4 protein-coding genes are annotated in these 16,804 nt (G+C 71.7%); all 4 read left to right on the forward strand.

The window, feature by feature from the left end; genetic code table 11:
* Positions 1 to 14 precede the first annotated feature (14 nt).
* The 4 genes from GFY24_RS33535 to GFY24_RS33550 all read left to right on the forward strand — a co-directional run bounded on the left by GFY24_RS33535 (position 15) and on the right by GFY24_RS33550 (position 16,761).
* Complete coding sequence (locus GFY24_RS33535) at positions 15 to 12,830, forward strand: type I polyketide synthase (RefSeq protein ID WP_228566899.1); 12,816 nt, start codon at positions 15 to 17, stop codon at positions 12,828 to 12,830.
* A gap of 171 nt (positions 12,831 to 13,001) precedes the next feature.
* Entirely contained in the window at positions 13,002 to 14,258 is a 1,257-nt protein-coding gene (locus GFY24_RS33540; RefSeq protein WP_153809142.1) for a glycosyltransferase, read from the forward strand.
* A complete protein-coding gene (locus GFY24_RS33545) occupies positions 14,255 to 15,736 on the forward strand; it encodes an NDP-hexose 2,3-dehydratase family protein (protein ID WP_153809143.1) in 1,482 nt (493 codons plus the stop codon). The genes GFY24_RS33540 and GFY24_RS33545 overlap by 4 nt, the downstream gene beginning before the upstream one ends.
* Positions 15,733 to 16,761, forward strand: a complete 1,029-nt coding sequence (locus tag GFY24_RS33550) for a Gfo/Idh/MocA family oxidoreductase (RefSeq protein ID WP_309231645.1) — start codon at positions 15,733 to 15,735, stop codon at positions 16,759 to 16,761. Before GFY24_RS33545 ends, GFY24_RS33550 begins: the two co-directional genes overlap by 4 nt.
* Positions 16,762 to 16,804: the final 43 nt, after the last annotated feature.

Consider the following 16,804-nt stretch of genomic DNA (forward strand, 5'->3'; position numbering starts at 1 on the left):
GGGCTGTCTCGTTGTTGACGGAGGCGGTGGGGTGGCCGCGTGGGGAGCGGCCGCGTCGGGTGGGTGTGTCGTCGTTCGGGATCAGTGGGACGAATGCGCATGTGGTGCTGGAGGAACCGGCCACCGCCGCCGTGCAGGCCGACCGGCCTGTCCCGGCTGCCGGGCCGGTCCCGCTGGTGGTCTCGGCCCGCACGCCACAGGCGCTGCGTGACCAGGCGCGGCTACTGCTGCCGCTGGCCTGCGACGACACGGTGAATCCGCACGACCTGGCACACGCCCTCGTCACCACCCGTACCGCCTTCGAGCACCGGGCGGTCGTCGTCGGCGACCGGGCGGAGCTCTCGGAACTGTTCCCCGTGTTCGCCGCCGGGCAGATCGAGCCGGGCATCGCGGTGGGGTCGGCGGCCGAGGCCGGACCCGTCGTTTTCGTGTTTCCGGGTCAGGGTTCGCAGTGGGTGGGGATGGCTCGGGAGTTGTTGGAGGAGTCTGCGGTGTTCGCGGCGCGGATGGGTGAGTGTGCGGTGGCGTTGTCGCCGTTCGTGGAGTGGTCGTTGGTTGATGTGTTGCGTTCGTCGGGTTCGTTGGATCGGGTGGATGTGGTTCAGCCGGTGTTGTTTTCGGTGATGGTGTCGTTGGCTGCGGTGTGGCGGTCCTTCGGTGTGGTGCCTGCTGCGGTGGTGGGTCATTCGCAGGGGGAGATCGCCGCCGCGGTGGTGGCCGGTGGTTTGTCCCTGGCCGATGGCGCGAAGGTTGTCGCATTGCGGAGCCGGGCCATCGCGGCGCTGGCGGGCCGCGGTGGCATGGCCTCGATCGCCCGTTCGCCCGAGGACACCGCGCATCTCCTCGCCCCCTGGTCCGGCCGGATTTCGGTGGCGGCGATGAACGGCCCCGGCGCGACCGTGGTGTCCGGGGACCCCGACGCGTTGATCGAACTCCTCGACCGCTGTGCCGCCGACGGGATCCGGGCGCGGCGCATCGATGTCGACTACGCCTCGCATTCGGCGCACGTCGAGGAGATCCGCACCGAGCTGCACACGGCGCTGGCCGGAATCCGCCCCGGCACCGGCGACATCCCGTTCTACTCCACGGTCGACAGCGACTGGATGGACACCGCCGAGCTGGACGCCGGCTACTGGTACCGCAATCTGCGGCAGACGGTCGCCTTCGCTCCGGCGGTGCAGGCGCTGATCGGGCTCGGCCACAACGCATTCCTGGAGATCAGCTCGCATCCCGTGCTCGCCGCGAGTATCGAGGACAGTGCGACCGCCGTCGGCGCTTCCGTCGCCGCGCTGCACACCCTCCGGCGGGACGAGGGTGGCGCGCACCGCCTGCTGTGCGCCCTCGGCGAAGCCTGGGTGCGCGGCCTGCCCGTCGACTGGACCGCGGCGCTGGATGGCATTGCGGCGCGCCCGGTCGCCCTGCCCACCTACCCATTCCAGCGTCGTCGGTACTGGGACGATCCGGAAATGCGCACCGCCACAGTGGAATCCGAGGATTTCTGGCGCGAGCTGGAGAGCCGGTCGGTACCGGAACTGGCGCAGGCCCTGGACGTCGACGCCGAGGCGCTCGGGCGGGTCCTTCCCGCACTGTCGGCGTGGCGGGCGCATCGGGGCTCGACATGGCGTTATCGCATTGTCTGGCAACCACTGTCACTGCCACCGGCACCGCCTGCCGGACCCTTGCTGCTGGTCGAGCCGGAAACCGGTGGCGGCGGCGTCGCCGACGCGCTGATCGGCGCGGGGCTGGAACTGATTCGGCTCACCGTCCCCGGCCTCGGCCACGACCGGGCGGCGCTGGCCGCGCTCGTGCGCGAAGCGGTCGCGGACCGGCCCGTCACCGGCGTGCTGTCACTGCTCGCCGACGAGTCGCGCGCTCATCCGGAGCATCCGGAACTGCCCGGCGGCCTGGCGCTGACTCTGGCTCTGGCACAGGGTTTGGGCGATGCCGGCGTCACCGCCCCGCTGTGGTGTGTCACCCGCGGCCTGGCGGGCCTGGATTCCGGTGAACTGCCCGGCGCCCCCGTGTACGGCGCCGTCGCAGGGCTCGGTCGCGTTCTCGCACTGGAACATCCGGAGCGCTGGGGCGGCCTCATCGATCTGCCGCCGCAGTTCGACGCGCGACTCGCGGGCCGGCTGCGCACCGTTCTGGCCGCCGTGCGCGACGAAGACCAGGTCGCGGTGCGCGCCACCGGCGTGTACGGGCGCCGCCTGCGACCGGTCGCGGAAGGTCCGGGCGCTCAGGAGCAGTGGCCGAGCGCGGGTACCGTGCTCATCACCGGTGGAACGGGCGGACTCGGAGCCCGGGTGGCCCGGCGGCTCGCCGCGACCGGGGCCCCCCATCTGCTGCTGCTCAGCCGGCGCGGGCCGGAAGCTCCTGGCGTGGAACACCTTCGGGCAGAGCTCAGCGCCGCGGGCGCCGCCGTCACCATCGGCGCGTGCGATGTCACCGACCGGGAGCAGCTCGCGGCCGCCCTGGCCGCGATACCCGCGGAGCTGCCACTGACCGCGGTGGTCCACGCGGCCGGAATCCTCGACGACGGTATGGCCGACACCATGACTGCGGCCCGGCTCGACAGCCAGCTCCGGATCAAGCTCACCGCCGCCACCCATCTGCACGAGCTCACCGCCGGGCACGACCTGACGGCATTCGTCCTGTTCTCCTCACTCATGGGCACGGTAGGCGGTCTCGGCCAGGCGAATTACGCCGCCGCCAACGCCGCCCTGGACGCGTTCGCCGCCACCCGCCGCGCCGCGGGTCTGCCGACCACCTGCATCGCGTGGGGCATGTGGGCCGGCGACGGCATGGTGGGCCGGCGCGATGCCGACCGCCTCGACAGCCTCGGCGTCCGCGCCATGGACCCGGGCGCCGCATTGGGAGCGCTGGGCCGAATCCTGGCCGGTGACAGTGCCGAAGCGATTGTCGCGGATGTGGATTGGTCGCGCTTCGCCACCGCGGGCCGGACCCGTGGCCCGGCACTGTTCGGGCAGCTGCCCGGCGTCGCGACGACACCCACCGAGACCACCGATTCACCGCGGGCGCGGCTCGCCGCGCTGCCAGCCGCGGAACGGACCCGCCGGCTCGCCGCACTGATCGGTGAACTCGCCGCCCAGGTGCTCGGACACGACACCCCGGATGCCCTCGATACTCGAAAAGCCTTCGCGGAGCTCGGTTTCGACTCGCTCAGCGCGGTCGACATGCGCAATCGGCTCGCCCGGGCCACCGGATTGCGACTGCCCACCACGATTCTGTTCGACCACGCCACACCGCAGGCGCTCGCCGCGCATCTGGCCACCGAACTCGGCGAGCCCGATACCGCGCCGCCGGCGGTCACCGCGGTCACCACTGCCGCAGACGAGCCGATCGCCATCATCGGCGTCGGCTGCCGATTCCCCGGCGGGGCACACGGACCCGACGCCTTCTGGCAGCTACTCGCCGAAGGCCGCGACATCATGGCCGACTGGCCCGACGACCGCGGCTGGGACAGCGGGCGACTCTACGATCCCCGTCGCGAGCGGCCGGGCACCACCTACAGCCGGGTCGGCGGGTTTCTGCCCGACGCCGCCGGTTTCGACGCGGCATTCTTCGGCATCGCGCCGCGCGAGGCGCTGGCCATGGACCCGCAGCAGCGCATTCTGCTCGAAACCTGCTGGGAGGCAATCGAACACGCGGGCATCGAACCGGGTTCACTGCGTGGGGAGAAGGTCGGCGTCTTCATCGGCACCAATGGCGGGGATTATTCGGCCCGGATCGCCGGATCGGCGGACGATACCGAAGGGCACTTCCTGACCGGAAACACCGCCAGCGTGCTGTCGGGCCGCCTCTCCTACACCTTCGGACTCGAAGGGCCCGCGCTCACCGTCGACACCGCCTGCTCCGCTTCGCTGGTGGCGCTGCATCTCGCCGTGCAGGCCCTGCGCCGCGGCGAGTGCGAGCGGGCATTGACCGGCGGCGTCACGATCATGAGCACGCCGACGCTGTTCCTGGAGTTCAGCAGGCAGGGCGCCCTCGCCCGCGACGGGCGCTGCAAGGCGTTCTCCGCCGACGCCGACGGCACCGCGTGGTCGGAAGGCGCCGGCGTCCTGATGCTCGAGCGGTTGTCCGACGCGCGGCGCCACGGCCACCGGGTACTGGCCCTCGTCACCGGCACCGCGATCAACCAGGACGGCGCCAGCAACGGCCTCACCGCCCCGAACGGTCTCGCCCAGCAGCGTGTGATCCGCGCCGCCCTCGCCGACGCCGGCATCTCGGCCGCCGATGTCGGCGCGGTCGAGGCCCACGGCACCGGCACCAATTTGGGCGATCCGATCGAAGCCCAAGCGCTGCGAGCCGTTTACGGCGACCGGCACCACGAATCCCGGCCGCTGTGGCTCGGATCGGTCAAATCCAATATCGGCCACACCCAGGCCGCCGCCGGCGTCGCCGGCGTGATCAAGATGGTGCTCGCCCTGCGGCACGCCGAACTCCCGCCGACCCTGCACGCACAGGTGCCCAGCCCGCACATCGACTGGGACACTTCAGGTCTGCGGTTGCTGACCGAGCCGACTCCATGGTCGCGACCGGATGGGCCACTGCGGGCCGGTGTCTCGGCCTTCGGCATCAGCGGCACGAACGCACACGTGATCCTCCAGGAAGCGGCAGTGGGCGGGGACGGATCGGAAGCCGGTGACTCGGGCACATCGCCGTCCCAGGCCCGCGAAGTGCCGGGAAACGAGAACCGGGAAAGGGCAGGGGTCGCGGACCGGGATACGGCGGCAGCCCAGGATCGCGAAAGGCCGGCGGCCCAGGACGAGGTCCCGGACGAGCCCGTCGTGACACCCCTGCTGTTGTCCGGGGCCACCCCGGAAGCCTTGCGTGCCTTGGCATCCCGCATCGGCGAGCACATCGCCGCCCATCCGGACGTTGCTGCGGCGGACATCGCGCACACCCTGGCCGCCACTCGTGCAGGCCTGCGCCATCGGGCGGCGATTCTGCCGCAGGGCGACCGGGCCGTGCGGCAGGCGCTCACCGGCTTCGGCGACGGCACTGCCTGCGGTGATGTGATCACCGGTATCGCACCGGGAAACGGGCGGTTGGCGTTCCTGTTCCCCGGGCAGGGCAGCCAATTCGCCGCGGCGGGCGCGGGGCTGTATCGCGCCGAGCCCGCGTTCGCCGCGGCACTCGACGAGGTGCTGACTCACTTCGCGCCGCACCTCGACCGCTCCCTGCGGGAAATCATGTTCGCCGCCGAGGACACCGAGGCGGCCGGCCTGCTGGATCGGACCCGGTACACCCAGCCCGCGCTCTTCGCCGTCTCGGTGGCGCTGTCGCGCCTGCTGGAGCAGCGGGGAGTCCGGCCGGACCTGCTGCTCGGGCACTCCGTCGGCGAGCTCGCCGCCGCCCATCTCGCGGGCGTGCTCACCCTGCCCGATGCGTGCGCGCTGGTCGCCGCGCGCGGACGACTCATGGACGAGCTGCCCGAGGGCGGCGCGATGATGGCGGTCGAAGCGACCGAGGACGAGGTTCGCGCACTGCTCACCGCGGACGCGGTCGCGATCGCGGCCGTCAACGGGCCCAAATCCACTGTGCTGAGCGGTGACAGCGAGGCCGTCGATGCCGTGGCCGGCCGGTTGCGGGCGCTCGGGCGCCGTACCCGGCGGCTCGCCGTCAGCCACGCATTCCATTCCGCCCGAATGGAACCCATGCTCGACGCGTTCCGGCGGCTGGCGGAATCGGTCGCCTATGCGCCACCGCAGCTGACGGTGATCTCGAACCTTACCGGTGCGCCCGCTGCGGCGGGCGAGCTGAGCAGCGCCGACTACTGGGTTCGGCACGTCCGTGGCACGGTGCGCTTCCGCGACGGGATCGATGCCCTGGCCGCGCAGGGGGCGACCACCTTCCTCGAGGTCGGTCCCGGCGGCATCCTCGCTGCGCTGTCGGACGAATGCCTGCCCGCGAACCCCGCCGGCGCCGTACTGCCGCTGCTTCCCAAGGGGCGCAACGAGTCCCGATCGGTCACGGCCGCACTTGCCGGGCTGTATGTGCGCGGCGCCCCGGTCACCTGGCCCGCGGCGGGCAAGCAGATCGACCTCCCCACCTATCCGTTCGAGCACCAGCGGTTCTGGCCCGAGACCGCCGCCCCGGCTCCGGCCGCCGGCGCCGACTGGAATCTGTTGCGGGACAATGATGCACCTGCCCTGGCGGCCCTGTTGAACATCGCGGTCGACACCCCGCTCGCCGAGGTGCTGCCCGCGCTGACCGCGTGGCGCGCCCGGTCGGAACGGGAATCCCTCGCCGCGACCCTGCGCTACCACATCTCCTGGCAGCCACTGAGCGCGCCGGGCCGACCTCGCCTGACCGGTTCATGGTTGCTGTTGGTCCCGGCGATCGAGAAAGACACGGCCGCAATCGCATCGGCGGAACCTGCTCGCGCGGAACGGGAAACCGGGCGGACTGCGGCGGAGTCGGTGCTTGCGGCGGCGGTGACCGCGCCGGCGGTGACCGAGATCGCACGGGCCGTGGCGCAGGCGCTCACCGGGCACGGCGCCGACGTGACCGTCCTCGAGGTGGACGCTGCGACAAGCCGTGCGGAACTCTCGGAACGGCTGCGGGATTCGGCGCCGGCGGGAGTGTTGTCACTGCTGGCGCTGGGAGCGGGTCCGCTCGGAGACACCCTCCGGCTGGTGCAGGCCGCAGGCGATATCGGCGCCGATCTCCGGCTGTGGTGCGTCACCACCGGTGCGGCGCAGGACTTGCCGCCGGTGCCGGAGCAGGAACAGATCTGGGGCTTCGGACGTGTTGCCGCGCTGGAGCATCCCCGCGTGTGGGGCGGGCTGATCGACCTGCCGGAGGTCCTGGACGACACCGCCGGGCGGCTGCTCGCGGCGGTGATCGGAGGCGGGCTGGGGGAGGAGGATCAGGTCGCGATCCGGCCGTCCGGGCTGTACGGCCGCCGTCTGGTCCGGGCCGTCCCGGATGTGACAGCGGATCGGCCGCACTGGAAACCGTCCGGCACCATCGTGATCACCGGTGGTACCGGCGGGATCGGCGCCGAGGTCGCTCGCAATCTGGCCGCCGACGGCGCCGGGCACCTGGTCCTGGTAAGTCGTCGCGGCCCCGCCGCACCCGGCGCCGCGGCGCTCGGGGCCGAGCTGGAACGCACGGGTACCCGCGTCACCCTGGAAGCCTGCGATATCGCCGATCGCACGGCCGTCGCCGGGCTGCTGGAACGGCTACGCGCAGCGGGTGATTCGCCGCGCGCCGTCTTCCACGCCGCGGGCGAGGTGTCCGTCCGCCCGATCGGGGAGCGCACCGCCGCGGATCTGGCCGACGAGCTGGCCGCCAAGGTGGACGGCGCGTCGCACCTCGACGAACTGCTCGACCTGCCGTCGCTGGAGGCTTTTGTCCTGTTCTCCTCGATCGCCGGAACCTGGGGCAGTGGCGGGCAGAGCGGTTACGCGGCCGCCAATGCACACCTGGACGCGCTGGCCGCGCGCCGGCGCGCCCGTGGACTGACCGCCACCTCGGTGGCCTGGGGACCGTGGGCCGGTACCGGAATGGCACGGGGCGAAACGAGTGCAATCCTGCTGCGGCACGGGCTGATCGGACTGGAACCCGCGGTGGCCGTCGCGGCCCTGCGGCAGGCCGTCGACCAGGGTGATACGCACGTGGTCGTGGCCGCGGTGGACTGGGAGCGGTTCACGCCCACCTTCACCTCCGGCCGGCCCAGCCCACTGCTGCACGGCATTGCGGAGGCCACCCGGGCCGGCACCGGCGACCGCCCCACGAGCGATACCGCCGACGGGTGGCGGCATCGACTCACCGGCCTGGCCGAACCCGAGCAGCAGCATCTGGTGCGGGAATTGGTCAGCACGGAGGTCGCCGCGGGGCTCGGTCACGATGCCGGGCACACGTTCGATCCCGAAAGGCCGCTGCGTGAACTCGGCTTCGACTCCCTGACCACGGTCGAGGTGCGCAACCGGCTGGCCGCCGTCACCGGGCTGACCCTGCCCGCGTCGCTGCTGTTCGACCACCCGACCATCGCCGCGCTGAGTGCCTGTCTGCACGACCTGCTGACCGGAGATGTGACAGTCACGCCTGCACCGGTCGCCGGAACCGCCGCCGATCCGGCCGAACCGCTCGCCGTGGTCGCCATGGCCTGCCGTTTCCCCGGCGGCGTGCGGTCGCCGGAAGAACTCTGGGAACTCGTCACCGGCGAGGTCGACGCCTTCTCGCCGATGCCCGCCGACCGCGGCTGGGATCTCGGCGTGCTCTACCACCCGGACCCGGACAATCTCGGGACCAGCTATGCGACCGGCGGTGGATTCCTCACCGGCGCAGGAGATTTCGACGCCGCATTCTTCGGTATCTCACCACGGGAGGCGCTGGCCATGGACCCCCAGCAGCGACTGCTGCTGGAGACCGCGTGGGAGGCGATGGAACGCGCCGGACTGGACCCGCTGCGGCTTACGGACCGCACCGGTGGTGTTTTCGTGGGCGTCGCCGGGCAGGGTTACGGCACCGGGCCCGCCTCGGCCGACGTCGAAGGGCATCTGCTCGCGGGCACCGTGACCAGCGTGGCTTCGGGGCGCATCGCCTACCAGTTCGGCCTCGAAGGACCGGCCGTCACCCTGGACACCGCCTGCTCTTCCGGACTGGTCGCCCTGCATCTTGCCGGGCAGGCGCTGCGATCCGGTGACTGCTCCTTCGCCCTCGTCGGCGGCGCCGCCGTCATGGCGGTCCCGGACGTCTTCGTCGAATTCAGCAGGCAGCGTGGGCTTTCCGCGGACGGCCGCTGCCGTTCCTTCGCCGACACCGCCGACGGCACCGGCTGGGGCGAGGGCGCCGGCATGCTGCTGGTCGAGCGACTCTCCGATGCGCACCGGCAGGGCCACCCCGTACTCGCGGTGATCCGCGGCAGCGCCGTCAATCAGGACGGCACCTCCAACGGCCTCACCGCGCCGAACGGCCTTGCCCAGCAACGAGTGATCCGCCAGGCGCTCGCCAACGCCGGACTCGACGCCGCGGATATCGACCTCGTCGAGGCGCACGGCACCGGCACCGTGCTCGGCGATGTGGTCGAGGCGCAAGCGCTGCTGGCCACCTACGGCGCCGACCGCCGCGGGCGCGGGCCACTGCGACTGGGTTCACTGAAATCCAATATCGGCCACACCCAGGCCGCCGCCGGAATCGCGGGCATCATCAAGACGGTCCAGGCACTACGGCACGGCCTGCTACCGCGCACACTGCACATCGACGAACCCACCTCCCGCGTCGACTGGACCACCGGCGAGATCGAACTGCTGACCGAGGCCCAGCCCTGGGAGACCGGAGACCGCCCCCGTCGCGCCGGCGTCTCGGCCTTCGGTATGAGCGGCACCAATGCCCACGTCGTGCTCGAGGAGGCAGTGCCCGGCGGGCGGCCTTTGGCGGCGCTCGAGGCGACTACCGGCCCGGTGCCCTGGATGCTCTCCGCGCGTACGGAGGCGGCGCTGCGCGGGCAGGCCCTCCGATTGCGGGATCACCTGATCGCCCACGCGGAGCTCGAAATCGACGAGGTGGCAGGGGCATTGGCCGTGCGGTCGGGCTTCCCGGTGCGTGCCGTCGTGGTGGGCGCGGATCGGGAGACATTGCTGCGGTCGCTGACCGATCTCGCCGAGGACCCGGCCGCCCCCGGAGTCGTCCGGGGCGAGGCCGCGGCGGGGCGCACGGTATTCGTGTTCCCGGGGCAGGGCGCGCAGTGGCCGGGAATGGCCGCCGAATTGCTGTACACCGCACCGGCATTCGTCGCTTCGATCGCCGAATGTGAAGCCGCGCTTGCGCCTTGGACCGACTGGTCGCTGACCGATGTGCTGCGTGCGAAGCCCGGCGCGGCATCGCTCGAACGGGTCGATGTGGTGCAGCCCGCGCTGTTCGCCGTGATGGTGGCGCTCGCCGCCCAATGGCGTGCCGCCGGTGTGCATCCCGATGCCGTGATCGGCCACAGTCAAGGTGAGATCGCAGCCGCCTGCGTCGCGGGTGCGCTGTCGCTCGCCGACGCGGCCAAGGTGGTGGCACTGCGCAGCCGGGCGCTGCGCGGTTTGTCGGGCGCGGGCGGCATGGTGTCCCTGGCGGTGGGACGCCGGCGCGCCGATGAGCTGATCGCCCCGTACGGCGACGGTGTCTGCGTTGCCGCCGTCAACGGCCCGGGCGCGGTGGTCGTCGCGGGCACACCCGCGGCGCTGGCCGAGTTGGTGAGCGACTGTGCGGGCCGCGGCGTCCGCGCCCGCCCCATCCCGGTGGACTATGCCGCGCACTCAACTCAGGTGGAGCGGCTCCGGGATGAACTGCTGTCTCTGCTCACCGACGTCCGGCCGCGCGACGGCGAGATCCCGCTCTACTCCACGGTCACCGGCGAACGTATCGGCGGGGCGTCGCTCGATGCCGGCTACTGGTACAGCAACCTGCGGGAGACCGTCGAATTCGACCGTGGCACAGCAAATCTGCTCGACGCCGGCATTACGCGGTTCCTCGAAATGAGCCCGCATCCCGTCCTGACCGCCGCGATCGAGGGCGCTGCGGAGGAGACCGGCCGCGCCATCACCGCCATCGGCTCGCTGCGCCGCGACGATGGCGGCCGGCAACGCCTGCTGACCTCGCTGGGCGAGGCCTGGTGCTCCGGTGCGACCGTGTCGTGGCGCCGGGTGGCCGCGCCGGGCGGCGAACCGCACGCCGCGCACGGCGGCCGCGTCGTCACCGTGCCCACGTATGCCTTTCAGCGCCAACAGTTCTGGCTGCCCTCACCGGGGCGCCACGCCCCCGCGGCGGGCAGCGTCCCCGCGGCCGAAGCCGGCCGGGAGCTGGCCTACCGCGTCGGCTGGCAACCCGTCTCCGAGCTGCCCCCGGCGCGGCTGTCCGGCGACTGGCTGCTGCTCGTACCAGGCGACCGACAGGGGCACCGGGCCGTCGAGGTCTGCGCGCAGGCACTGCGGCACGGCGGCGCGCGACCAGTGACCGTCACCGTGCCTCCCGGCGCATCCGCCGACGATGTGCTGGCCGATCCCGCACTGCCCGGACAACCGGCGGGCATCCTCTCGCTGCTCGGCCTCGACCAGGATCCGGCCCCGGACCACGGCGCCACACCCGCCGGACTGATCGCGACCGTGCAGCTGCTGCGGGCACTCGACGCACGAGAGATCACCGCGCCGGTGTGGTCTGTGACGAGCGGCGCGGTGGCCGTCGGCGACGAGGCGCTCGTGCACGCGGACCAGGCGTGCCTGTGGGGACTCGGTCAGGTGCTGCTGCTGGAACAGGAGACACGGCTCGGCGGTCTGCTCGACCTGCCCGCCACGGACCGGGACACACTCGCCGCGGGCGGGGATGCGCTCGCCGGCCGCGTCGCCGCGGTACTGACCGGCGGCCACGGGGAGGACCAGATCGCACTTCGGGCCACCGGGACGTACGGAAGGCGCCTGCAGCGCACCGATATTCACGACGGTCCGGTGCTCCGCGACTGGTCGCCCACCGGCGGGACGGCGCTGATCACGGCGGGTATGAGCGAGCTGACGGCCGAGCTGGCGCGGTGGCTCGCCACACAGGGCGCCACGCACGTGGTGATCGCCGGAGGCCGCCGCAGTGACGAGGCCGCCTCGCATCCGTTCGCCAACGGGGACGCGGCAGACTCGCTCGGTAACGGTGAGGCCGCCGTGGCCACGGTCGGCAACCGCCGAGACGCGCTCCGCGCGGAAGAGGCGCTTCGCGAGGAGCTGGCCGAACTCGGCGCCGCGCTGACCGTAATCGACTGCACCGCAGCAGATTCGGAGCTGACGGCCGAACTGGCGGACCTGCCGCCCCTCCGCATCGTTGTGCATTCGGCCGTGCCGGAGCAGCCGGGTGCCACCGTCTCGATTCTCACCGCGCGCGAGCTCGGCGACACCGTGCACGCGGCGCTGGCGGCAATACGAAATCTGGAGGCGCTCAGCGCATCCGGAGACGCGACCCTCGTCGTACTCACCGCGCCGAGCGGAACCTGGGGTGCGGCCAGGCACGGCGCGGCCACCGCCGCCTGTGCGGCGATCCAGGCGCGGTTGCGGCAGCGCCGCGACCGCGGCGCGCACACGCTGACGGTCGCCGTCGGCGGACAGGACAGCCGGTCGGTCGCGACCGACCGCCCGCTACCGGCCGGGACCGTCACCGCACTCCTGCAGCGACTGCTCGACCACGACGAGGCCGACACCTTCCTCGCCGATATCGATGTGGACCGGATCATCGCCTCGGTGCCGAATCGCCGTGCGCTCGGCCTGATTCGCGACCTGCCCGAGATCGCGCAGGCACTGCGCGGGCAGCCGGAGAGCGATACCGCGCCCACTGCGCTCGCCGGACGGCTCGAGCCCCTCGGCGAGCCGGCCCGCCGCCGCATGCTGCTCGATATCGTCACCGGTCACGCGGCGACCGTGCTCGGCCACAGCGACCGCTCGGCGGTCAGGTCCGAGCAGGCCTTCGCCGACACCGGCTTCGACTCCATGCTCGCCGTCCAGTTCCGCAACCAATTGCGTGCCGCCACCGGGGTTCAGTTACCCGCCACCGTGGTCTTCGATCATCCGACGCCGAGCGCGCTGGTCGAGGTGCTCTACGCCGAACTGTGCTCCGACACCGCGGCGGGCGCTCGCGCGCTGACCGAACTCGAGCGCTTGGAGTCGGCACTGGCCGGTCTCACCCCCGGCATACCGGGCGGGCGGGAGATCGCGGCCCGCCTGCAGCAGCTCGTGCGCCGCTGGACCGAGCCCGAGGCGCCGGCCCCGGAGCGGGACCTGATCGGCGCCGCCACCGCGGACGAGCTCTTCGACCTTCTCGACAACAACTACGGACTGGACTGAGGGCGGATATATGCCGGACAACCAGAGATTCCCCGAATACTCGAGGCCCCCCGTCGCCGGTCCGGTGTGCGCGTGCACACGCGGCGATATCGAGATGATAACCCGGCGGATTACGGTCGGATCATCCGTATTTCCCTTCTCCGACAGCAATTTTCGCCGAGAGGAACGTCGATGCGCATAGCCCTGTCGACCATCGGATCGCGTGGTGACGTGCAGCCGCTGGTGCTGCTCGGCAGCACCCTGCGAGCACGCGGCCATGATGTATGGCTCGCTACCACACCGGAATTCGAGGACCTGGCGCGGAGCGCGGGGCTGGAGTTCCGGCAGCTCGGAAATATCGGCGCCGGCTACGTCGAGGAGATCATGTCGCACCCGAAGGTGCAGGAGGCGCTGCGCCGCGGCCCGTCGATCTATCGCATGGCGATGGCCGCGCCCCGGCCGAGCGCCGCCGAGCAGCTGGCGCTCACCGAGGCGATGGTGGCGTCGGTGGAGGGCGCGGATCTGATCATCAACTCCAATCTGACCAGAATCGGTGCGCTGGTCCGGCCCGGGGTGCCGTGGTGCTCGGTCTCGGCCTGGCCGATCACCGAAACCGCGGCCTGGCCCGCGCTCGGTGCACCCGACCTGCCGCTCGGTGGTGCGTACAACCGGTTCACCCATCGGGCCATGGGAGCACTGGAGTGGCTGGTGTACCGCGCCAGCGTGAACCAGGCGCGACGTGCCGCGGGCCTGCCCCGGGCCGGTTTCCGGTCGCCGTTCCGCGACGACGGGCGCACGCGGCCGATTCTCTACCAGTTCAGTCCGCAGGTGATCGCACCGCCGCCGGACTGGCCGGCGCAGTGCCACGTCACCGGCTACTGGTCGGACGACACCCATTGGGATCAGTCGCCGGGACTGACCGCCTTCGTGGAGCGCGGTGCGCCGCCACTCGTCGCCGCCTACGGCAGTTCGTGGCTGCCCTGCGGTACGGATCTGCTGCGCGCGACCCTGGACGCGGTCGGGGTGACCGGCCACCGGATGGTGATCATCGGTGGCCCGGAGTTCGAGATCCCGGACGGCATGGACGTGTTCCGCAGTGAGACAGCGGATTTCACCTGGCTGCTGCCGAGAGCCGCGGCGGTGCTGCACCACGGCGGCCAGGGCACCACCGCGGCGGCGGTGGGGGCGGGCGTCCCGCAGGTCGTCGTACCCTGCTACGCCGACCAGCCGCTGTGGGCGCGCCGGATACACGCCCTCGGCGTCGCCCCGGCGCCGGTGCCGTATGCCGGGCTGACCGGCGAGCGGCTGGCCGCCGCAGTGCGCATCGCCACCACCGATACCGAAATCGCCGCACGCGCAGTGAAATTGGCCGACGCCGCGCGGGGCGAGCGAGGCGTGGAGGCGGCCGCCGATGTCGTCGAGGCCTACGCCGCGAGGGTGTGCCGATGACCGGACCGTTCCACCGCCAGGACCGCGGCCAGCCGATTCGGCTGGCCCGGTCGGCGGTGGCCACCGCGGGCGCGGTCGACTCGGCGGTGGAGTTCCACCGCTGGTTCACCGCGCGGGCCGCCGCCGATCCCACCGTCGTCACCCGAATCGACTTCTCCGACCTGATCAATTGGCGCTTCCATCCGGAGACCGGCAACCTCGTGCACGAGAGCGGCAAGTTCTTCGCCGTCGAGGGTCTGCGGGTGAACACCAGCTTCGGCCCGGTGCCGCACTGGTCCCAGCCGATCATCGACCAGCCGGAGACCGGCGTGCTCGGCATTCTCGTCAAACAATTCGACGGCGTCCTGCACTGCCTGATGCAGGCGAAGATGGAGCCGGGCAACCACAACACGCTTCAGCTCTCGCCGACGGTGCAGGCCACCATCAGCAACTACACGGCGGTGCACCACGGGCGGCCCGTGCCCTACCTCGAATACTTCTCCGGCGCACGCCCGGACGTGGTGCTCGCCGACGTGCTGCAGTCCGAGCAGGGGTCCTGGTTCTACTGCAAGCGCAACCGCAACATGGTGGTCGAGACCGCCGGGCCGGTACCGGTGCGCGACGGGTTCCGCTGGCTGTCTCTCGGCCAGCTCTACTCGCTGCTGGCCTACGACGACCTGCTCAACATGAACACCCGCACGGTGCTGTCCTGCCTGCCGTTCTCCGGCGGGCGACTCGTCGAGGAGCTGCCCAGCGTGCAGGGGAGTTTCCGTGCGGCCCTGGTGCGTTCGCTCGACGCCGACCAGGGCGCGCTGCACACCAGCGCGGAAATTCTCAGCTGGGTGACCGGCCTGCGTGCGCGCCGGGAAGTGGTGGCGACCCGGATCACCCTGCCCGAGGTACGGGACTGGACTCGCCGAGCCGACCGGATCGAGCACGATTCCGGCGCGTTCTTCGACATCAGGGCGGTCGCGGTCGACGGCGGCAACCGTGAGGTGAACAGCTGGACCCAGCCCATGATCGCCCCGCACGGCCTCGGCGTCATCGCGTTCCTGGCCGCCCGGATGCGCGGTGTACTGCACGTACTGGTCAATGCCAGATCGGAGCCGGGCTTCCTGGACTTCGTGGAGCTGGCGCCCACCGTGCAGTGCACCCCGGACACCTACGATCAGCTGCCGTCCCTGACCCGGCCACCGTTCCTGGACGACGTGCTCGGCGCGCCGCCGGATCGGATCCGGTTCGACACCATCCTGTCCGAGGAAGGCGGCCGGTTCTTCCACGCCCGCAACCGCTACCTGGTGATCGAGGTCGACCCGCTACCCGAGCGGACCGAACCGGACAGCGGACCGTCGCGATACCGCTGGATGACCGTCGGGCAGTTGGTCGGGCTGACGCGGTACAGCCACTACGTCAATGTGCAGGCCCGCAGTCTGATCGCCTGCCTGCACAGCCTGATCGCCGCGGAGGACGATCGCGTCGAGGCGAGGTCGAGCCGGTGAGCGCAGCAGACCTGGCGACAGCACCCGTGCGCATCGGCGTACTGGGCGCGGCCTCGGTGGCTTGGCGGCGGATGCTGCCCGCCCTGGCCGCTGCCGCGGGTGTCGAGATCACGGCGCTGGCCAGCCGGGAGTTGGCCAGGGCGACCCGATTCACCGACCGGTTCGGCGGCGTTCCGGTTCGCGGATACGCCGAATTGCTGGCGCGACCGGACGTGGACGCGGTCTACCTGGCCCTGCCCAACGGCCTGCACCACGAGTGGGCCGCGGCCGCACTGCGGGCGGGCAAACACGTACTCGGCGAGAAACCGCTGACCACCGAGGCGGCCGCAACCGCCGATCTGCTCCGGCTGGCCGGACAGCGCAATCTGGTACTTCGCGAAAACTTCACGCCCGCACACCATCCCATGCACGGCGTCGTGCGTGATCTGCTCGCAGGCGGCCGGCTCGGCGTGCTGCGGCACCTCACCGGCTCGTTCTGCTTCCCCCCGCTGCCCGGCGGCGATGTGCGCTACCGGGCGGACCTGGGCGGGGGCGCCCTGCTCGATGCCGGGGTATACCCGCTGCGCCTGGCCCAATTGCTGCTCGGCGACGAGGACCGGCTGGAAGTGAGCGGCGCCGTGCTGCGGATCGATCCGGCCTCCGGCGTCGACGTGTCCGGCAGCGCCCTGCTCGTCACCCGCAGCGGGGTGATCGTGACCGCCGAATTCGGTTTCGAACACAGTTATGCCTCGCGCTATCAGCTGTGGGGTGCGGCCGCACGGCTCGCGGTCGATCGTGCGTTCACGCCACCGCCCGAGCACCGTCCGGTACTGCGCATCGACGAGCAGGACCACACCGAGGAGACGGTGCTGGCCGCGGCCGATCAATACGCGTGCACGGCAACGGCATTCGCCACGGCGGTCCGCGCCGCCCGGTCCGGTGCGCCCGCCACGGCGCCGGATGCGGCGGCCACGCTGCGCACCGCCGAACTGGTGGACGAGATCCGCGCGACCGCGCGCCGGATCACGGTGCCCGGAAGCGGCTGACGGCCTGCGCTTTCCACCGAATCCGACAATGACTACGGCATGG

Source organism: Nocardia sp. SYP-A9097, from assembly GCF_009649815.1.
GTDB lineage: Bacteria > Actinomycetota > Actinomycetes > Mycobacteriales > Mycobacteriaceae > Nocardia.